12 protein-coding genes are annotated in these 21,700 nt (G+C 39.6%); all 12 read left to right on the top strand.

What is annotated here, in order from left to right:
* The first annotated feature begins 147 nt into the window (after positions 1-147).
* Positions 148-1,530: a bifunctional UDP-N-acetylglucosamine diphosphorylase/glucosamine-1-phosphate N-acetyltransferase GlmU gene (gene glmU / locus ACFI32_RS11755; RefSeq protein WP_462626781.1), complete on the top strand. Its 1,383-nt coding sequence runs from the start codon at positions 148-150 to the stop codon at positions 1,528-1,530.
* 137 nt (positions 1,531-1,667) lie between these two features.
* Positions 1,668-3,512, top strand: a complete 1,845-nt coding sequence (glmS, locus tag ACFI32_RS11750; RefSeq protein WP_462626780.1) for a glutamine--fructose-6-phosphate transaminase (isomerizing) — start codon at positions 1,668-1,670, stop codon at positions 3,510-3,512.
* A gap of 151 nt (positions 3,513-3,663) precedes the next feature.
* Positions 3,664-4,470, top strand: a complete 807-nt coding sequence (locus ACFI32_RS11745) for a TnsA endonuclease N-terminal domain-containing protein (RefSeq protein ID WP_462626779.1) — start codon at positions 3,664-3,666, stop codon at positions 4,468-4,470.
* Positions 4,457-6,550 carry a Mu transposase C-terminal domain-containing protein gene (locus tag ACFI32_RS11740; protein WP_462626778.1) on the top strand — a complete coding sequence of 698 codons (2,094 nt, stop codon included), beginning with the start codon at positions 4,457-4,459 and terminating at the stop codon, positions 6,548-6,550. Before ACFI32_RS11745 ends, ACFI32_RS11740 begins: the two co-directional genes overlap by 14 nt.
* Before the next feature lies 1 nt (position 6,551).
* Entirely contained in the window at positions 6,552-8,225 is a 1,674-nt protein-coding gene (locus tag ACFI32_RS11735) for an AAA family ATPase (RefSeq protein ID WP_462626777.1), read from the top strand.
* Position 8,226: 1 nt separating this feature from the next.
* Positions 8,227-9,786, top strand: a complete 1,560-nt coding sequence (locus tag ACFI32_RS11730) for a TnsD family Tn7-like transposition protein (protein WP_462626776.1) — start codon at positions 8,227-8,229, stop codon at positions 9,784-9,786.
* On the top strand, positions 9,764-11,380 hold the full coding sequence (locus ACFI32_RS11725; RefSeq protein ID WP_462626775.1) for a Tn7-like element transposition protein TnsE: 1,617 nt from the start codon (positions 9,764-9,766) through the stop codon (positions 11,378-11,380). The genes ACFI32_RS11730 and ACFI32_RS11725 overlap by 23 nt, the downstream gene beginning before the upstream one ends.
* Before the next feature lie 70 nt (positions 11,381-11,450).
* Positions 11,451-12,992, top strand: a complete 1,542-nt coding sequence (locus ACFI32_RS11720; RefSeq protein WP_462626774.1) for a type I restriction-modification system subunit M — start codon at positions 11,451-11,453, stop codon at positions 12,990-12,992.
* Positions 12,989-14,200 (top strand): restriction endonuclease subunit S, encoded by a 1,212-nt coding sequence (locus tag ACFI32_RS11715; RefSeq protein WP_462626773.1) that lies wholly within the window; start codon positions 12,989-12,991, stop codon positions 14,198-14,200. The genes ACFI32_RS11720 and ACFI32_RS11715 overlap by 4 nt, the downstream gene beginning before the upstream one ends.
* A 1-nt stretch (position 14,201) precedes the next feature.
* A complete protein-coding gene (locus ACFI32_RS11710; RefSeq protein WP_462626772.1) occupies positions 14,202-15,392 on the top strand; it encodes an AAA family ATPase in 1,191 nt (396 codons plus the stop codon).
* A 1-nt stretch (position 15,393) separates the two neighbouring features.
* Positions 15,394-18,495: a type I restriction endonuclease subunit R gene (locus ACFI32_RS11705; RefSeq protein WP_462626771.1), complete on the top strand. Its 3,102-nt coding sequence runs from the start codon at positions 15,394-15,396 to the stop codon at positions 18,493-18,495.
* An 87-nt stretch (positions 18,496-18,582) separates the two neighbouring features.
* Entirely contained in the window at positions 18,583-21,663 is a 3,081-nt protein-coding gene (locus ACFI32_RS11700) for a TrlF family AAA-like ATPase (RefSeq protein WP_462626770.1), read from the top strand.
* Positions 21,664-21,700 lie beyond the last annotated feature (37 nt).

Genomic DNA, 21,700 nt, shown 5'->3' with positions numbered 1-21,700 from the left:
CTGGCGCTTGTCTCATAATTTTTAGCGTCGCCATCGCCTACAGCGCTTGACCATATTGGGTTACAAAGCATGCACGTCTTGGCGCTCTATTGTCTATACTTTTAGGCTATACTTTATAAAATATTTAGTTACATATGTAGGATTATTATGCAACCTTCTCTTTCTGTGATCATTCTGGCGGCCGGCAAAGGCACGCGTATGCAATCGGCCAAACCAAAAGTACTACAAACCTTGGCTGGTAAACCATTACTCGGTCACGTTTTGACCACTTGCCACCACTTATCAGTGGACAATACCATTGTGGTATATGGCTTTGGTGGCGATCAAGTACAAACCCTTATTAACGATCAATACGCGCATGTGCCGATCACATGGGTGGCGCAAACGGAGCAACTGGGGACAGGACACGCGGTCAAAGTGACCTTGTCTGACTTGCCAAAAGAGGGCCAAAGTCTGATTCTTTATGGCGATGTACCGCTGGTCAGCACCGACACGCTGGCTAAATTACAGGCAGCCAATACCTCAGGTATGTCAATGCTGACGCTAACCGTGGACAATCCGTTTGGCTTGGGCCGCATTAAACGTGACAGCAGCGGCGAGATCGAGGCCATCGTCGAGCAAAAAGATGCCACTGCTGACGAGCAGCAGATCCAAGAGATCAATAGCGGTATTTACTGCGTGGATAACGCCCTGCTGCATAAATACTTGCCAGAGTTGTCTAACGATAACGCGCAGCAAGAATACTATCTGACCGATATCGTTAAAATGGCGGTAGCAGATGGTATCAGTATTGCTGCTATTGAGCCCAAAGATGATTTTGAAATCGAAGGCGTGAACAACCGTCAGCAGCTTGCCAGCCTAGAGCGTACATGGCAAGGCAAGATGGTTCATGATTTACAAGTGGCGGGCGTTCAATTTGCTGATCCCACACGTGTGGATATTCGCGGGTCACTGAGTGCTGGACAAGACGTGTTTATTGACATCAATGTGGTCTTCGAGGGCGACTGCACCTTGGGTGACAATGTCTATATTGAAGCGGGCTGCGTAATCAAAAGCACGAACATCGGCAATGCCTGTCACCTAAAGCCGTATTGCGTCATTGATCAGACTCAGATTGATGCAGGCGTGACCATTGGCCCGTTTGTTAATTTGCGTCCTGATACTCATTTGGCCAGCAACAGCCGCATCGGTAACTTTGTTGAGATCAAGAAATCTATTATCGGTCAAGGCAGCAAGGTCAATCATTTGAGCTATATCGGCGATGCGTCAGTGGGCGCGCAAGTCAATGTTGGCGCAGGCGTGATCACCTGTAACTATGATGGCGTCAATAAATCACAAACCATTATTGAAGACAATGTTTTTGTCGGCTCAAATGCCAGTCTGGTTGCCCCAGTAACTTTGGGACATACCTCAAACATTGCTGCAGGATCGGTCATCACGAGTGATGTTGATGCTAATGCCCTAGCCTTTGGTCGTGCGCGTCAGGTACAAAAAGACGGCTATAAGCGCCCAACCAAGCGCTCAAAATAATGACTGACATAATGTAGATTTTTTTGATCAGCGCTCTGATGCGCTGATCATCTCCAATACCACAAACCATACTTCAGCGCATCATCATTAAAAGATCGCTGAGTGATGATTAATGATAATAAATTTGAGGAAAAGCCATGTGCGGAATCGTTGGCGCCGTTGCTGAGCGTAATATTGCAAATATCTTGCTTGAGGGTCTTAAGCGTCTAGAATACCGAGGCTATGACTCTGCAGGTCTAAGCATCATCCATAACGGCGAGCTACATCGTGAGCGCCAAGTGGGCAAAGTACAGGCCTTGGTCGATGCGGTCGACGCCAGTACCGATTTTTTTGATGGTCATATCGGTATTGCCCATACTCGCTGGGCGACCCATGGCGAGCCTGCACAGCGTAACGCGCATCCGCATGTGTCTGGCAAAATTGCCGTGGTACATAATGGTATCGTTGAGAATTATGCTGAGCTTAAAGAAGAGCTGATTGCTAAAGGCTATGCCTTTACCTCACAGACCGATACCGAAGTGGTGGCGCATCTGATTCATGACATCTATGAGCAGACCAATGACTTGCTAGAAGCCGTACGCGCGGTGATTCCGAAACTGCATGGCGCCTTTGCCCTTGGCATCATTCATGTCGATACGCCAGATGAATTGGTGACGGTACGTTTGGGGTCACCACTGGTCATCGGTGTGGGTATCGGTGAAAACTTTATCGCCTCAGATCAGCTGGCGCTATTGCCAGTGACCAACCGTTTTATGTATCTAGAAGAAGGCGATATTGCCAAGCTGACGCGCAATAGTATTGAAGTCTATGTCGATGGCGAAGAGGTCAGCCGCGAAGTGCATGAAATCGACGCCAAGCAGCACAATGCCGATAAAGGCGAGTTCAAGCACTATATGCTCAAAGAAATCTATGAGCAGCCAGATGCCGTCGCGCGTACCCTTGAGATGGCAGTTGATAACTTGCACCAGTTAGTATTGCGTGATGACTTTTTGGCGCGCAATGAAGCACAGTTAGCGGGCGTGCGTCACGTACAAGTCATTGCCTGCGGCACCAGCTACCATGCGGGTATGGTTGCCAAGTACTGGTTTGAGAGTATCACGCGCCTGCCTTGCTTTGTTGAGGTTGCCAGTGAGTTTCGCTACCGCAACCCTGTGGTGCTTGAGGATTCGCTCATCATCTGTATCTCTCAGTCTGGTGAAACGGCTGATACCCTCTCTGCCCTACGCGATATCAAAAAGCAAAACCCAGCAGGACTGGTCAGTCTGGCCCTATGTAACGTGCCTACCTCCTCATTGGTTCGTGAAACAGATATCTTCTTGCCAACCCTAGCAGGTCCTGAGATTGGCGTCGCCTCAACCAAAGCCTTTACCACCCAGCTGGTAGCGCTGATGCTACTCATGCTAAAAACAGGTCACGTTCAAGGACGCATTGACGATGATGCCCTTGCCAACCATATCAGCGAGCTACAAAAACTGCCGGGGCAGCTCTATGCCAGCTTGCATCTTGATGCGCCCATTAAAGCAATGGCAGAGCACTTTGAAAACAAGAAAAGCTGCCTGTTTTTAGGCCGCGGTTTGCAGTTCCCTATCGCGCTAGAAGGCGCGCTCAAGCTCAAAGAAATCTCGTACATCCATGCTGAAGGTTACGCCGCAGGTGAGCTCAAGCATGGCCCATTGGCCCTTGTTGATAAAGACATGCCGATCGTGGTGCTCGCGCCAAAAGACAGCATGCTTGATAAGCTCAAAGCCAATATGCAAGAAGTGCACGCGCGTCATGGCGAGCTGTTCGTGTTTGCCAGTGAAGAGAGCCACATCAATGCTGAAGACCGCTTGCACGTGGTGCATGTCAAAGCGGTTTGCGAGACGCTTGCCCCCATCATCTATAGCGTACCCGTACAGCTACTGTCTTACCATGTAGCCGTAATGCGTGGTACCGATGTCGATCAGCCGCGTAACCTTGCCAAATCAGTGACGGTAGAATGATATAATTATATAAGTTGTTGATTTATGTCATTAAGTAATTACCTGTCATACCAAGTAATTACTTATCATACTGATTAATTGCCTATCATACTATTGTGTGATGATTGATCCTTTGCTATCTTGTATTAACGAGATGGCAAAGGATTTTTTTGTGAATAACAAAAATAGAAAAGGACCTACAACAACTGAGTCTTCGAAAGATTATCAGCCATTTGTCAAAATAGCTGATATATCCTCACTTGGAAGATCTCACCGTGTCTTTGGTCACAAGACTAAACGAACACACCACCTACTCTCTGATCTTGAGCTTGCAGTATTTTTGCTTTTTGAGTGGCAAAGTAATACTGAAGATATACAAGAGCAGTTCCCTTTAGATATCAATATAACTAAGCAAATTGCTGATGATGTAGGAATTAAGCATCCATCTCAAAAAGGTGAGCTCAAAATAATGACTACTGACTTTTACGTTATATCTAAAAACATTAAATCAGTAACGTCTCAATTAGCGCTGCAAGCTAAATATAGCAATCATTTAGATGATAATAGGACTATAGAGAAATTAGAATTAGAACGCAGATACTGGGAACAAAAAGATGTGGATTTCAAAATCATTACTGAAAAAGATATCCCTAGAGCTGTAACTGACAATATAAAATGGTTATATCCCTCTAAAAATACTTATCTGATTGCTATTGAAAAAAATGATTTTACTTTCTATTCAGAACAGATGATTAAAAATCCTACTCTAAAAATCATAGATTTTTGTAAAAAAATTGACTCTGCTTACGACCATCCTCTTGGTACAGCATTAAGCAAATTAAAGAATTTAATAGCCCATGGTTATATCAGCTTTGATATACGAAAAGATTACCGAAAAATCGTTTGTGCTGAACTATCCATAGTAGATAAGGTTTATTCTAATTACATAGACAAGGAGCTCAAACATGCTTCGAATTAATGATGTTTATGAATATAAGCAAACGAAATTCAGGTTATTGCGTGAAATAACATCTGGATATATTTGGATTAATATTGATGATAAATCCGCTCTGCCAGAGTTTATAGACCGACTAAGCTTGAATGTACTCATTGAAGAGGAGGCTTGTACACTGACCCAGGATCCTTATGAGAATTTACGTCTGACTAATGAACCTAGCGCCTCATCACGAGCAATTAAGCGAGATAATAATTATGCATTAATATCTCCCATAATATTAGACCCAGATCACTATGAGGCAAACGTTAGAGGCCCATTAATTAATGATGTCTTAGCTCAAAATAAAACTACTAAACAAACTTTATATCGCTTACTAAGGAATTATTGGCAGAGAGGACAGACTCCTAATGCTTTACTACCTATACGTACAAATAAGCGTAAAGATGGTAAGGAACGTCAAATAAAGAAGAAACTTGGTCGACCTCGTATTTATAGCGAAGGCAAAGGTACGATTATAACTGCTGAAGTTGCAAGGTTATTTAATATAGTCATAAATCGTCACTTACTAAACCAGAGTAAGCATACGATTGGCTATGCATATCGTAAGTTTCAATCAATTTATCGTTCTAAATATCCTCAAATTAATGACACAGAAATCCCTACTATTTGGCAATTTAAATATCATTACGATACTAATTTTAATACATTAGAAAAGCTCAGAAGCCGCACTAATGATAAGATATTTAATAAAGACATACGCCCGCTACACTCAACAGTAAATACACATATTCTAGGCCCTGGTTCAAAGTATGAAATTGATGCAACCATAGCAGACATTTATCTATTATCTGACTCTGATAGAGCTAGCATCGTTGGTAGACCAATTATTTATTTGGTAGCAGATGTGTTTTCCAGAATGGTGACGGGTTTTTATATAGGATTTGAAAACCCATCCTATGTGACAAGTGCACAAGCTATTAAAACTGCCGTGTGCGATAAAACAGACATATGCAAAAAATTTGGTATAGATATTTCTACAGAGGACTGGCCATGTATCGGCTTACCTGAATCTATACTTGCGGATAGAGGAGAGTTATTAGGTTCTCAAATTGAAACGCTTGAAAAAAGCTTTTCTGTAAGGATTGAGAATACACCTGCTTATCGAGGTGATTTGAAAGGTATCGTCGAAAGATATTTCAATACTATTCAAGCAAACTTTAAACCTTATACAACTGGAATGGGTGTAGTACAAGGCAAAAAAGAAGTCCGGAGAGGTGGACATGACTATCGCGTAGATGCCACTTTGACCATTTCAGATTTTACTAGGATTATTCTGAATTCCATTCTCATGCATAATAATTATCATCCCCTCCCTAGCTATGATAGAGAGGCCGATATGCCGCCTGATATGCCACTTGTACCAATCAAAATATGGAATTGGGGATTACAAAACAGATCTGGCCTATTAAGAGCTGTCGATGTAAGTAGCATTCATGTAGCTTTATTACCACGACATACAGCAACTATCTCGAACTTAGGTATAAAGTTGTTCGGTGTTTATTATACATGCTCCGAGATCTTGCAAAATGGCTGGTTACATCGCAAAGGTACTGTTAATAGACCTAAATCTATTCAGGTAGCATATGATTTAATTGATGCCTCAAAAATTTATATTTTTTATGGGGAAAATAGTCTAAATTATTGGGTTGGAACACTTGCTGATCGCTCAAGGGAGTTCAAAAACTGTAGTTGGTGGGAGGTATGGCAGGTTCAAAAGATACAAAAAGTAGCCAATTCAAAACAAGAAATAGAAAGCAGAATTGCTTTGACAGACTTAGAAGACAAAATACAGGCTATTTTAAAAGAGTCTGAAATGAAAAAGAATAACAGTAATGAATCTAAGAACTCCCGAATCTCAAAAATTAGAAGTAATCGAGATACAGAAAAAGCTTCAGAACGCCATCATCAAAAACAATCTCATCACATTAAAAACAAGACTCATTTGAAAGTAATCAAAGATGACTCTCCAAACTCCCGATCTGATGAAGAGCTGGCACTAAGCAATCCGATTTATACATCATTGTTATTTGAGGATGAATGATATGCTATCGCCAAACACTGTTACAGCAGACTATAGAAAAACGGATATACCTCGATACAATGATAATCCATTTATTGAAGCACTACCTCCTATCGCTGAACCGAAAGCTGTTATTGAAGCCCTTAGAAGTCGTGTTGATATCGTATATTCAGATAAAAGTGCAAGCCCTACCAAGAGAGCCCATTTACTCGTAGGACTGATGAATAATTTTTTTCAGCCAATTGTTCGGCATGTCCAACTCGAGAGTAAACTTTCTATCATGCTACGTGAAGGCTACGTTGGGAGAAATTTACGAAGTGGTGACTTAGCTCAGTCTCTACAAGAAGGCTATCGAAGAGTTAAAGATGGTGAATCAGAAAGCTTTCAGTACGGTTCGCTAGAATCCACAGCTAGTAGCTTAGCATTCATAGGTTGCTCAGGCAGTGGAAAAACCACCACAATTAATCGTATCCTTACTACCTATCCCCAGTGTATCTACCATACAAAACATAACTTCACTCAAATCGTATACCTAAAAATCGACTGTCCTCATGATGGCTCTCTAAAAAGCCTCTGCCTACATTTTTTTCGTGCTATTGATAATGCATTGAGCACAAACTACGAAAAAAGATATGGTCAAAAAAGAAACAGTATTGAAACATTAATGAATTTAATGGGGCAACTGTCGAACCATCATGCTATCGGCTTACTAATTATTGATGAAATCCAGCATTTGAGTATCAGTAAATCTGGCGGTGCCGAGAAAATGTTGAATTTTTTTGTCACGCTAGTTAATACAATTAATCTACCAGTTGTCATGATTGGTACACCTAAAGCCCGTTTTATATTTGAACAAGACTTTCGTTCTGCTAGACGTAGTGCTGGAATGGGTGCTGTGTTTTGGGAACAAATGAAACAAGGAAGCGCTGAAAACACTTCTCAGGAATGGCATTCATTTACAAATACGCTGTGGAAATATCAATGGCTAAGTCGAGCTGATACTGAGCTATCTCAAGAGATACGCGATGTATGGTATGAACTATCACAAGGCATTTTAGATATTGTCGTAAAAATATTTGTGTTAGCTCAATTTAGAGCAATAGAATCTGGCATTGAAAAAATTACAGTCAGAGTATTACAAATAACCTATGAAGAAGATCTAAAACCGATTCATCCAATGATAAAAGCCTTACAGTCAGGGGTCGCCAACCGTATCGCAGAGTATTCAGACCTTGTCATTCCAGAAGTTGATCAGAAAATACTACAGTTCCAACAGCGTATTAACGAAAAACTAGATGATATAGACGATGAGGCTGTTTATCAGGGTGATGAGTCAAGCACTAGGTTGCATCGTTTACTCAAGGATATAGGTTATGATTCAGAGCTGCTCCCTACTGTAGTGACACAAATCGTAAAAACACATTCTAGTGCCAAAACGCCACAGCTCCTTACTATAGCGATTCAACAGTTAACAGATTTACAGGCTCGTCCGTCAATACCAGATAAAAGTAATCACAGTAATATGCTAAAAGCACAAAAACCAAATCTTATTAAGAAGAATGAGTGGCAAAAACTTGATAAAAATGACCTTAGATTCCTATACAGCCAAAAGTCTAAAGCATTACCGTTCTATGACTACCTGAAGCATAATAATGAGATAATTTTCGACTTTAATAAGTGGTTAGAGGCTATCTAAAATGCTTAACTTTCCCATGCTTTATGAAGACGAGCTGATTTATAGCGCCATTGCTAGAGCTGGTGTCAGAGCTGGTATTACGAGCCCAAAGCAGCTGCTTGATGAAGTTTTTGATAATCGAAAAGTGATCGCCACAATTGATTTACCTAATCAGATATCTGCTATCGTAAAGTTATATCATAGCCATCAATACAAAATAGAGATCTTAATCTATAGCCACACCCTGTTTCCTATTTACGCATCATTTATTCCTGAAGATAGACGCAGACAATGCTTAGCATGGATGAAAGAAGAGTCACGCGGTTCCGTACATCTAGCAGTAGGACTAAACGCTTCCAGAGTACCTGCACCTAAAAAAGTACGTTACTGCCCTTCTTGTTTTAAGAAACAGCTAGAAATTTTGGGTGAGTGTTACTGGTCAAGACTATGGCAAATACAAGGAGTAAATTGCTGCCTTGAACATGGATCTTTAATAGATTCTGAGCTTGATTTTCGTCCTATTACACGGCATTCATACGTTTCAGCCAATTTTAAAAGTAATGTTGCCATTGTTCAACCGCATGCATCCGAAACAGATATTTTTGTCGCCCGTAAAGCCCTAGAGTTGTTAACCTTATCGCCTTTACCATCTCCTAGCTATGAACAATGGTCTCTGTTTTACAAAAAATTAGCCCTGTCGGCCAATTGTAATAGAGGCTCGGGACATATCGACTTTGATAGTATCGTAAATAAGCTATTAGATAGATGGAGTATCAGTAGTTTACGTCAATTTAACTTGCATGATTTAGATGCAGATAATAGCTGGTTACGTTCAATATTTCGTAAACACAGAAAAAGCTTCAGCTACCTTCAACATCTTATTGTCATTGAAGCATTTATTGGCAAGAACTGGCATTTTAAAAATATTATTTCGCATGTAAGTGCGCTGAATATAGAAAAAGAAGATGAAGTACTAAAACCTAGCGAAAAGTCTCCTTCAAACATCCAACTTAAACGCGACCAATGGCAAAACTTAGTAGTAGAGTGTCAGAAAAGCATCAAGCAAGCTCGACAAGAAGATGGTGGGTTATATGCTTGGCTCTACCGTCATGATAAACCATGGCTGCTTTCTTATAATAGGTCCCATCATAATAAACATATTGAAAACGGACTTAAACATGACTGGGGCAAGCGTGATAGATTGTATGTAAGGCAGCTAATAAACATCAAAAACATCCTAATATGGGATCTAGATAGCCCTAGAAGATCGAGTAACTGGTGGTTAAAGCAAGCCGAGACCTCTTCGACAGTTGAGAAGAATTTGGAAAAACTGCCTTTGGTCTCAAGCTTTCTCATTCGGTATAGTGAGAGTGTAAGCGACTATCAAATTAGGCGACTGACTCGGGTATACATATCTAGAATATCTAGCGGTGAGTCACTGTCAGACTGGATAATACTACGTGAGGCTGGATTAAGTGAGCAAAGGTTAACTGAAGAAGCTAACCGTTTTCAAAGATCAATAAGCCGTTTAATTGAAACAGAAAATTGGAATTTAAATTATGGAAATAGTGGGCCTACCTAGTGATGTGCTTTTGACTAATATAGGCTCTCTATCGAGAGGCGACGGTTACAAGGATTGGTTAATAACGGTAAACTATATCAACAGCAGAAATGAAAACGAATGGAAAGGCATAAAATTTAGCAATGCGCCTGCTCTATGTCGCGGCAGAATATACTCAAATGAATATGACGGTAGCAAAAAAGGACCTATTTTCGAGTTTACTATTGAAGATTTAGAATATTGGTCTAGTTTTGAGTATTTCCATGCTAAATATTTTGAGTCTCCTGCTCCAATTACGTTAAGTGCAGTAGGTACTCGTAATGTTTCAGCGGTATGTCATATCCCAAAATTTGAATTAGCCAGAGTTCTGTTTTTTTATAATGCATACTTAGCAACATCTGCACTTCAGGAGCGAGTTTTAAATGCCGATTTTAAGACCCGTTTTACTGATAAACGTCATGTCATTGAAGTGGAATCGTACTGTTCACTTACCCAAAAAGATTTTAAAGATGATGTGCTGAGAAGTCATTTAGCTTGGTTACTACTAAATAATGAGATGCGCCAAAGCTATGATAGTATCCATTGGCACCTAATGAAAGAAACCAGATCTAATGGTGACTACAAAAACTGGGTTTTTAATTTCACACCACCACCGCTTAAAAATATTAAGATCAGAGCTAAATTTTATGTAGATAAAAACGGTGTGTATCGAGTTAATGAAATTCTGTCTATTACCAATCTAACATCTAAAATTAATGCTGAGGTATACTTCATAGGAGAGCATTTCGTAGATAACAGACAGTCTATCAATCCATCGGCTAAGGAAGTAAAGGTCAAACCTCAAAATAGCGACAACTCACATACTATTGATGATGCCAGCAATGCTGATATTGATAGAAGCAAACAAAATATAATGACACCTCAGGTCGCCTTACAGTTTCAAGACCCTATTAAAACAAACATTGATTATCAAAAAATCAGCTCACGTAACGGTCCTAAACTAGCAGATGAGGAAGGTATTGATGGCGAACCCAAGACAGCTGTTGTATCCACTGATGAAGCAACTGTATTTGGCGACGTTCCTAAAGGCGATTTTAAGAATATCAAAGATATCTCTGATCAGACCGTTAATAATGCAAAAGACTTTGAGGCCATTACTTCTCTTTTAGAACGCTTTAAAGCTAAGCACTCTATCGATGATTTGGCCATACAATATCATGAGCTTCCTAAGGTTAAGTACTGTCGTAGGCACAGAACTAAAAGTGGACTTCCACGTATCATGATGGAAGCTAGGTTTCAGTACGCTAACCAAAGATTTTCTATTTTTGAGGTATATACTGTAGATATTGATAAACGCTTATCGACGCTTATCGTTAAGGTTGACAGCTACGACCAACTTGAACGCAAAATGCCAGAGTTTATGATGAGTATAGTCAAGAGCTCCATCTCTTGGACAGATGCGGCACCGCTATTGGGTAACTACGAAACGCTTAATCATCCTACTGGCTTTTATGAAAAAGAATGCGATGAAACGATGCTACAAAAATGGTTAAGTGGACTGCAAAAAAAATTACTCTCATTCTCTGAGAAAAAAGTAACACTCAAACCTGAATAAGCATCCTATGGTTGGGGTATTTATCACATATTTCGATATTTTATAAACATTAATTTTACAGGATTTTATTATGACCAGTACCCAACAACGTGCCGAACTTCACCGCAAAATTTGGCAAATTGCAAACGAGGTTCGTGGTTCAGTCGATGGCTGGGACTTTAAGCAGTATGTATTGGGAACTTTGTTCTACCGTTTTATCAGTGAGAATTTCTCCAGCTATATTGAAGCAGGTGATGAGAGCGTCAATTACGCTGAACTTCCTGATAGTGTGATTACTGATGATATCAAAGACGATGCGATTAAAACTAAAGGCTACTTTATTTACCCAAGCCAACTGTTTGCCACGATCGCTAAAAGTGCTCACAGAAACGAGAACCTTAATACAGACTTAGCAGCCATATTCAAGGCTATTGAAGGTTCAGCCAATGGTTACCCTTCTGAGCCTGACATCAAAGGCTTGTTTGCTGATTTTGATACCACTAGCAACCGTTTAGGTAATACCGTTGCCGATAAGAATACACGCTTATCAGCGGTGCTTAAAGGAGTCGCTGATCTCAAGCTAGAGCAGTTCTCTGACAATCAAATTGATTTGTTTGGTGATGCTTACGAGTATCTGATTTCTAACTATGCTGCTAATGCTGGTAAATCAGGGGGTGAGTTCTTTACTCCACAAAGCGTCTCTAAGCTGATTGCACAAATTGCCATGCACAAGCAGGAAACGGTTAATAAGATTTATGACCCAGCAGCGGGGTCAGGTTCACTGCTACTACAAGCCAAAAAGCACTTCGACAATCATATCATTGAAGAAGGTTTTTTTGGCCAGGAGATTAACCATACTACTTATAACCTTGCACGAATGAATATGTTTTTGCATAACATCAACTACGACAAGTTTAATATCGTTCTGGGCAATACCCTGTTAAATCCGCATTTTGGTGATGATAAACCTTTTGATGCGATTGTCTCTAATCCTCCTTATTCTGTGAACTGGGTTGGCAGCGACGATCCTACCCTAATTAATGATGAGCGCTTTGCGCCCGCTGGTGTACTTGCGCCCAAATCTAAAGCGGACTTTGCCTTCGTACTCCATGCGCTGAACTATCTGTCCAGTAAAGGTCGCGCAGCAATCGTCTGCTTCCCTGGTATCTTCTATCGGGGCGGTGCTGAGCAAAAAATCCGTCAGTACCTTATAGATAGTAACTATGTAGAATCGGTGATATCCCTTGCGCCCAATTTATTCTTTGGCACCACCATTTCTGTTAATATCTTAGTGCTCTCCAAACACAAAACAGATAATAAAACGCAATTTATCGATGCCAGTAAGTTATTTAAATCAGAGACCAATACCAACATTCTTACTGACGCAAATATCGAACAGATTATGCAGCTGTTTGATGAAAAAACAAATGAGGACTACCTAGCTGTTAGCATTGATAACAGTATTGTGGCTAAGAATGACTATAACTTGTCAGTCAGCGCCTACGTAGAAGCGGAGGACATACGCGAAGTTATTGATATCATGACCCTTAATGCTGAGCTAAAAACGACCGTTGCTAAGATTGACCAGCTCCGCGCTGATATTGATAAAATCGTTGCGGAGATTGAGGCATGAGTGAATTAAGTTATATGGAAAGGTTGCTTGATGGGGTTGAAGTTGAATGGAAGGAAATATCAGAAGTTTTCCAATTAAAAAATGGTTATACACCGTCAAAATCAAAAACTGAGTTTTGGGAAAATGGTGATATCCCTTGGTTTAGAATGGACGATATTCGTGAAAATGGCCAAATCCTTGACGACTCTTTGCAAAAAGTCTCTATGACTGCTATTAAAGGGGGTAATTTATTTCCAGCTCACTCAATTATAATGTCAACTTCTGCAACGATTGGTGAACATGCTTTAGTCACCGTCCCATTTCTAGCAAATCAAAGATTTACTAATTTATCTTTAAAACCTGCTTATATTGATAGGTTTAAAATGAAATTCATCTTTTATTATTGCTTCTTGTTGGCTGATTGGTGCAAAGACAACACCACTATGTCTAGTTTTGCTTCTGTAGATATGAACGGATTTAGAAAATTTCAAATCCCCATCCCGTCCCTCGACATCCAAGCCAAAATCGTCCGAATTTTAGACGCGTTTACGGATCTTACCGCAGAGCTTACCACAGAGCTTGTAGCACGTAAGCAACAATATGCCTACTATCGTGACCAGTTATTAACGTTTGAAAAAGGCAAAGTTGAGTGGAAAACTTTAGATGAGGTAGCTAATTTTTCTAATGGTAAAGGGCATGAAAAAGACATATCAGCTGACGGTAAATATATCGTTGTAAACTCAAAATTCATATCTACAGATGGTAATGTTGCAAAGTATTCTGACAAACAGATTTGCCCGTTATTCTCCAACGACATTCTAATAGTAATGAGCGACTTGCCGAATGGTAAGGCACTTGCAAAGACTTTTTTTGTTGAAGAAGATGGAAAATATACTTTAAATCAACGTATAGGAGGCATTACTGTAAAGGACGACATGACTCTATTACCAAAATTCTTGCACTATTTCTTGAATCGTACTCCACAGTTACTACAACACGATGATGGTGCAAGTCAAACAAACTTGCGAAAAGGTCAAATTTTAGAGGTCAAAATTCCTATTCCGTCCATTGCCAAACAACAACGCATCGTCACCATCTTAGACAAGTTTGACGCTTTAACCAGCTCACTTACCGAAGGCTTACCGCGTGAGATCGAATTGCGTCAGCAACAGTATGAGTATTATCGTGAGCTTTTATTGAGCTTTCCAAAAGTAGAGGATAATGTCTAGCATGAGCCAATCACTAACAGATATCGCTCAGCGACTCAAAGACTCTAATAAAAAAATTCAACTCATTTATGCTTTTAATGGCACAGGTAAAACTCGACTTTCAAGAAGGTTTAAAGAGCTTGTCGTGCCCAAGTCCATCAATGAAGGTGATGATGAGCAAGTAGAACCTGCTCGCACTAAGATTCTCTATTACAGTGCTTTTACGGAAGATTTATTCTATTGGGATAATGATCTAGAGTTAGACGTAAAGCCAAAACTCAAAATTCAGTCCAACACTTTTACTGATTGGTTACTTTGGTTGCTTAAGGAACAAGGACAAGATAGAAACATCACAACTAATTTTCAGCATTATACTAATAGTAAATTAACACCAAATTTCAGTCCAGATTTTTCTGAAGTAGGTTTTTCGATTGAAAGTGGTAATGATCAAAGATTAAAAAAGATTAAAATTTCAAAAGGCGAAGAAAGCAACTTCATTTGGAGTATATTTTACTCCTTGTTAGAACAAGTGCTCTCTGAATTAGATATTGAAGATGTAAGCAATCGCTCCACAGATGCTTTTAATACTTTGGAATACATTTTTATAGATGATCCTGTAAGTTCATTAGATGAAAACCACTTGATTGAGTTGGCAGTTGATCTTGCACTTTTAATTAAATCTGCACCACAACCTCTGAAATTCATCGTTACGACCCATAACCCGCTTTTCTATAACGTTCTGCTTAACGAACTTAATAACAAGCTATACAAAAAACCAGATACTGAAGATAGAGAGTTGATTTATAAACCAAACCAATTTCAGAACTATCGCCTGAGTAAAAATAGTGATGCATCGGCTGAATTAGAAGAACTGTCTAATATTATTCCTTTTTCATATCATTTGTACTTACTTTCCGAAATAAAAAATGCAATCGCAAGCGATCAAATAAGAAAATATCATTTTAATTTCTTAAGAAATATTTTAGAAAAAACAGCAACATTTCTTGGGTATAAAAAATGGCCTGATCTCCTTCTTAAAACTGTTGATGGGAACCCAGATCCATTTGCAAATAGAATTGTTAATATTTCTAGTCATTCCGCACATGCTGGTGAAGAAACTGCTGAAATTGAAGAAAATGATAAAGAGAAGCTAAAACAAATGGTAGATTATTTGATTAATGAGTATGGATTCTGGAAGAAGGAAGAAGAATAAGATGACTGAACACAACAAAACCATAGCTGAATCTAACAACTTTATCGTCCTCAATAAATATACCAAATGTGACCAGCCCGATGGTGGCTATCAAACTGAAGATGATTTAGAGCGCGAATTACTCAAAGACCTACAAAACCAAGGCTATGAGTTTGTCGCTGATTTAACCTCCCCCAAAACAATGCTGGCCAATGTTCGTGTTCAGCTGCAAGCCTTAAATGACATGCAGTTCACGGATGATGAGTGGCAACGCTTTGTGATGGACTATCTAGATAATCCTAGCGATAACAGCACCGATAAAGCGCGTAAGATTCATGATGATCATATTCATGACTTCGTGTTTGATGATGGTCATATCCAAAATATCGCGCTACTCGATAAGAAAAACATCCCACGCAATAAAGTACAGGTGATCAAGCAGTTTGCCCAAACAGGCTCACAGGCGAACCGTTATGACGTTACTGTTTTGGTCAATGGCTTGCCGCTGGTGCAGATTGAGCTAAAAAAGCGTGGCGTTGCCATCCGTGAAGCTTTTAACCAAGTGCATCGTTATAGCAAAGAGAGCTTTAACTCTGATAACTCCCTATATAAATACATTCAGCTGTTTGTGATTTCAAACGGTACAGACACCCGCTACTTTGCCAACACTACTAAGCGCAATAGAAATAGCTTTGACTTCACCATGAACTGGGCGAGATCAGATAACACCCTAATCAAAGACTTAAAAGACTTTACCGCCACCTTCTTTCAAAAAAATACCCTACTCAACGTACTAATGCATTACACCGTCTTTGATGTGAGTGACACCTCATTGGTTATGCGTCCCTACCAGATAGCGGCTACTGAGCGCATTCTGTGGAAGATAAACAGCGCCTATCATTCTAAGAACTGGAGCAGCCTTGAGAGTGGCGGCTTTATCTGGCATACCACAGGCTCAGGGAAGACCTTAACCAGCTTTAAAGCCGCACGCTTGGCCACTGAGCTGCCCTTCATTGATAAAGTTTTCTTTGTGGTAGACCGTAAGGATCTTGATTACCAAACCATGAAAGAGTATCAACGCTTCTCCCCTGATAGCGTCAATGGCTCAGGCAGTACCGCAGGACTTAAACGAAACCTTGAAAAAGACGATAATAAAATCGTTGTTACCACCATCCAAAAACTGAACAACTTGATTAAAGGTGAAGGTCACTTATCCATCTACGATAAGCAAGTAGTGTTCATTTTTGATGAGGCACACCGTAGCCAGTTCGGTGAAGCTCAAAAGAACCTAAAGAAGAAGTTTAGAAAGTTCTATCAGTTTGGCTTTACCGGAACGCCAATCTTCCCTGAGAACGCGTTAGGAGCTGAGACTACCGCTGGAGTGTTTGGTCATGAGCTGCATTCATACGTCATCACTGATGCCATTCGTGATGAAAAGGTATTGAAGTTCAAAGTCGATTACAACGATGTACGGCCCCAGTTTAGCGGCATTGAAAGCGAGCAGGACGAGACGAAGCTCACCGCAGCAGAAAACAAGCAGCTGTTATTGCACCCTGATCGTATCAATGAGATATCGCAGTACATATTAAAGCACTTTAGGCAGAAAACCCATCGTCTAAAGTCTGGTGGTAAAGGCTTTAACGCTATGTTTGCTGTTAGTAGTGTAGACGCTGCTAAAGCCTATTATGAAACCTTGAATCAGTTGCAAAAGGACAGTGACAAGCCGTTAAAGATCGCCACTATCTTCTCTTTTGCCGCCAATGAAGAGCAAGATGCATTGGGGGACATTCCTGATGAAGGTTTTGAACCCACTGCTATGAACAGCAGTGCCAAAGAGTTTTTAAGCAGTGCTATTGGCGACTATAACACGATGTTTAAAACCAATTATGGTGTAGACAGCAAATCCTTCCAAAATTACTACCGCGACCTTGCAGGGCGTGTCATTAATCAAGAAGTGGACTTACTGGTTGTCGTTGGCATGTTCTTGACGGGTTTTGATGCCCCTACCTTGAACACCTTATTCGTGGATAAGAATCTGCGCTACCACGGCCTAATACAAGCTTTCTCACGTACCAACCGTATCTATGATGCTACCAAGACCTTTGGCAATATTGTGACCTTTCGAGACTTAGAAAAAGCGACCATTGACGCCATCACCTTGTTTGGTGATAGAAACACTAAAAACGTGGTGCTAGAGAAGAGCTATAAAGAATACCTAGAAGGCTTTACCGATATCGCCGCAGGTACAGCGCGCCGTGGTTATTTGGAAGTGGTCAAAGAGCTGCAGCAACGCTTCCCTAACCCTGATGAGATTGTGAAAGAGTCTGATAAGAAGGACTTTGCTAAGTTATTTGGGGAGTATTTACGTGTCGAGAACATCTTACAAAACTATGATGAGTTTGCAAGTCTAAAAGCACTGCAAGACTTAGATGTGAGTGACGCTGAGGCAGTTGAGACGTTTAAGGATGAGCATTACCTAAACGATGATGACTTAGCCGCGATGCAAGCTATTAAAGTGCCTGCTGAACGTACCGTACAAGATTATCGCTCTACCTATAACGATATACGTGATTGGCTACGTCGTGAAAAAGCGGGTGACCAGCAAGATGAGTCTTCGATTGATTGGGATGAGGTTGTCTTTGAAATAGACTTGCTCAAATCACAGGAAATCAATCTAGATTATATCCTTGAGCTAATTTTTGAGCATAATAAAAATACTAAGGATAAGTCTGCTTTGGTTGAAGAAGTGCGACGTTTGATTCGAGCAAGCCTTGGCAATCGTGCTAAAGAGAGTTTGGTGGTCGATTTCATTAATCAAACCAACCTAGATAACATTCCTGACAAATCCAGTATCATTGATGCATTCTTTAGCTATGCTCAGATAGAGCAGCAACGTGAAGTGAGAGATATGATTACTGATGAGAATCTGAATGAAGATGCCGCTAAGCGGTATATTACCGCTTCTCTAAAGCGTGAATACGCTAGTGAGAACGGTACAGAGCTGAATGCTATCTTACCTAAGTTGAGCCCACTCAACCCACAATATTTAACCAAGAAGCAAAGTGTTTTACAGAAAATCGCTGCTTTCGTTGAGAAGTTTAAAGGTGTGGGTGGGAAGGTTTGATTGGCAGTATTAGAAAGTGATGCATGTAAATCATATTTGTTTGGAATTCAATATATTCTAGAGTTTTAGAAAAAACAGGAAGTACTAATGAAGAATAAATACCCCAGAGGCTCTGAATGGCGGAAATGGGATCTACATATTCATACACCTGCTTCATTTCATTGGAATGGCCAAAAATTTAATGGTGATCCCTGTTCTTCTCAAAACACGGATTTAGTCGATGAAATGATTCACGCGCTTAATTCGGCAGAGCCAGAAGTGTTTGCAATCATGGATTATTGGACTTTTGATGGTTGGTTCGCCTTAAAACATCGTTTAGCTCAAGATGATGCTCCAAAATTAACTAAAACAGTCTTTCCAGGGATAGAGCTAAGACTTGTAGCACCTATGGAAGGGCGTCTCAATGCTCATGCTATTTTTTCAAATGAAGTAGATGATCAAGTTTTAAATGATTTTCAGGCTGATTTAAAGGTTGCGATTATCGATCGGCCCTTGTCTAATTACGCATTGAGAAATTTAGCAAGAACTGTTGGGGGAGATTTTCTTAAAAGTAAAGGGTATAAAAAAGAAGATGTTGATAGAGATGATGCTATAGCTTTAATGGCTGGTTCTACGATTGCCGAAATAAAGTGTGAGAGTTATAAAGAGGCGCTTAGAAACGTACCAAAAGATTTAGTCCTAGGCTTTATGCCTTTTAGTACTCATGACGGATTGGCTGATGTAGATTGGAAAGATCATTATTCATATGTCCTAGAGCTTTTTGAACATTCTCCTATTTTTGAAACGCGAAATATTGATTTGCGGGCTGCTTTTGTGGGATTAAAAACAGAGGGGAATAAAAGGTGGATAAAAGACTTCCAAAATTCTTTAGGGAATATACCAAGATTAGCTGTTGCTGGTAGTGATGCTCATGAATTTATCGGTATTCCAGGGAATGACAATCGTCGTGGTTATGGTCACTATCCATCAGGAAAAGCTACTTGGATAAAAGCGAATCCGACTTTTCATGGCTTACAGCAGGCGATAAGAGAACCTGAAAAACGTTCTTTTATCGGAGTAATTCCACCAAAACTGCAAATGATCAAAGATAATAAAAGCATATTTATAGATAAAATTAAAGTAGCAAAAGTTTCGCAGTCAACATTTAATGACCGTTGGTTAGAAGATACCGAACTGAATTTAAGTTCTGATCTAGTTGCTATTATTGGTAATAAAGGGAGTGGCAAAAGTGCTTTAGCAGACATCATTGCATTGTTAGGAAACTCAAAGCAAAGTAAACATTTTTCATTCTTAAAAGAGAATCGTTTTAGAGGTAAAATGGGTGAACCAGCGAAGCATTTTATAGGACAAGTAACATGGGGAGATGAAAAAGTTTTAGAAAAAAACTTAAATGAAAATCCAGCAAATGAAAATATGGAGTATGTAAAATACATACCACAAGGACACTTTGAGGAATTATGCAATGCTCATGTTGATGGTCATTCTGACGCTTTTGAACAAGAGCTAAGGTCTGTTATTTTTTCGCATTCTGATGAGACTACTAGATTAGGGGCTCATGATTTTAAACAGCTCATCGAACAACAAGAAAGAGCTTTAAGAGAGCTATTTGATAGTTTAAGAGATGAGCTACATAAGCTTAATCGAAAGATATCATCTATTGAAGTACAAATGTCAGACGAGACTCGTAAAACTATTGAGGAAGAATTGCTTCAGAAAAATAGGTTGCTCGAAGAGCATATAAAGGTTAAACCTGAAGAAGTGCCTGAACCAACTAGTGAAACAACTGAAGAAGAACAAGTAATTTCTGATAAGCTGACAGATATTGAACAACAAATAGAGGCTATTTCTACGCAAAAAGCAAGCCATAGAGTTGAGTTGACTAAACTTGCTATGAAAGAGAAAGCTTCTTCGGATATTAAAGAAGGAATTGAAGTCGTTAAGCGTTCTATTGCTCACTTTAAAGCTGAGTATTTGACTAGTGCTATAACTTTAGATTTAGACATTGAAGCGTTAGTTTCGTTAGAAATAAAAGAGCAAATACTATCAGAAGTAGACGTCTATGTTTCTACTAGAATTGCAGCTATAAAAGTTGATAATGAAACCTTTAATATAAATACAGAAGACTTAATATCCAGAAGAACTCTATTGAATACTAGTCTAAATGGACCACAATTAGCTTATCAACAATATCTAGAGTTATTAAAATCTTGGCAAGTGAAAAAACTGGAAATTGTAGGTACACCAGACTTGCCAGATACAGTAGAGGGTTTAACTCATCGACTTCAACAGTTAAATCAACTACCGTTGGAGAGAGTTAGCTTACAAGCCGAGCGAATGAGTATTACTGAACAGATTTTTGACCTTCTAGATGAGCAACGTGCGAATAGAGAGAACCTTTTCAAACCTGTCCAAGAGTTAATTCAAAATAATGAACTAATACGCGATGAGTATAAACTACAGTTTAAATCAGAAATAATAAGCACCGCTCAGATTATCTACGATAAGCTGTTTGCCCTAGTAAAACAAAATACTGGTAAATTTAGGGGAGAGAGTGAAAGCTTATCATTATTAAAAGATATGATAAATACGTATGATATAGGCAATAAGTCGTCTCTTCTAGCGTTTGTCCAAAAGCTCCATGATGAACTGGATGCAGCTTCTACTTTACCAGGTATAGAATCCTTATTGAGAAAAGGCCGAACAACTAACGAAGTCTATGATTTAATATTTGGATTAGAATATCTAGACCCTAGATACACTTTGATGTTTCAAGATGCTCAAATAAGCCAGCTTTCACCAGGCCAAAGAGGTGCTTTACTCTTGATTTTCTATCTATTGGTAGATAAAGATGATAACCCTATTGTTTTGGATCAACCAGAAGAGAACTTAGACAATGAAACAATTGTTAGTCTATTGGTTCCTGTATTAACAGAGGCAAAACATAGGCGGCAAATAATTATGGTTACTCATAATCCTAATTTAGCAGTAGTTTGTGATGCAGAACAAATTATTCACTGCGAATTCATTCGTTCTGATAGCCATAATATTAGTTATAGTTCAGGAGCAATCGAATGTAGTATCATTAATAACAAAGTGGTTGATGTATTAGAAGGAACTATGCGAGCTTTTGACAATCGTCAAATGAAATATATGAAACCTAGATTGTAAGCATTGAGAACTTTGCTTAACTACAAATCAAATTGAT

The organism is Psychrobacter sp. PSi21, from assembly GCF_054960615.1.
Note: the sequence above shows the minus strand (reverse complement) of the source record. Positions and strands in the feature narration are given on the sequence as shown.

Coding starts and splice junctions, on each gene's coding strand:
- glmU (WP_462626781.1), top strand. CDS start 148: ATGCAACCTTCTCTTTCTGTGATCATTCTGGCGGCCGGCAAAGGCACG.
- glmS (WP_462626780.1), top strand. CDS start 1,668: ATGTGCGGAATCGTTGGCGCCGTTGCTGAGCGTAATATTGCAAATATC.
- ACFI32_RS11740 (WP_462626778.1), top strand. CDS start 4,457: ATGCTTCGAATTAATGATGTTTATGAATATAAGCAAACGAAATTCAGG.
- ACFI32_RS11735 (WP_462626777.1), top strand. CDS start 6,552: ATGCTATCGCCAAACACTGTTACAGCAGACTATAGAAAAACGGATATA.
- ACFI32_RS11730 (WP_462626776.1), top strand. CDS start 8,227: ATGCTTAACTTTCCCATGCTTTATGAAGACGAGCTGATTTATAGCGCC.
- ACFI32_RS11725 (WP_462626775.1), top strand. CDS start 9,764: ATGGAAATAGTGGGCCTACCTAGTGATGTGCTTTTGACTAATATAGGC.
- ACFI32_RS11720 (WP_462626774.1), top strand. CDS start 11,451: ATGACCAGTACCCAACAACGTGCCGAACTTCACCGCAAAATTTGGCAA.
- ACFI32_RS11715 (WP_462626773.1), top strand. CDS start 12,989: ATGAGTGAATTAAGTTATATGGAAAGGTTGCTTGATGGGGTTGAAGTT.
- ACFI32_RS11710 (WP_462626772.1), top strand. CDS start 14,202: ATGAGCCAATCACTAACAGATATCGCTCAGCGACTCAAAGACTCTAAT.
- ACFI32_RS11705 (WP_462626771.1), top strand. CDS start 15,394: ATGACTGAACACAACAAAACCATAGCTGAATCTAACAACTTTATCGTC.
- ACFI32_RS11700 (WP_462626770.1), top strand. CDS start 18,583: ATGAAGAATAAATACCCCAGAGGCTCTGAATGGCGGAAATGGGATCTA.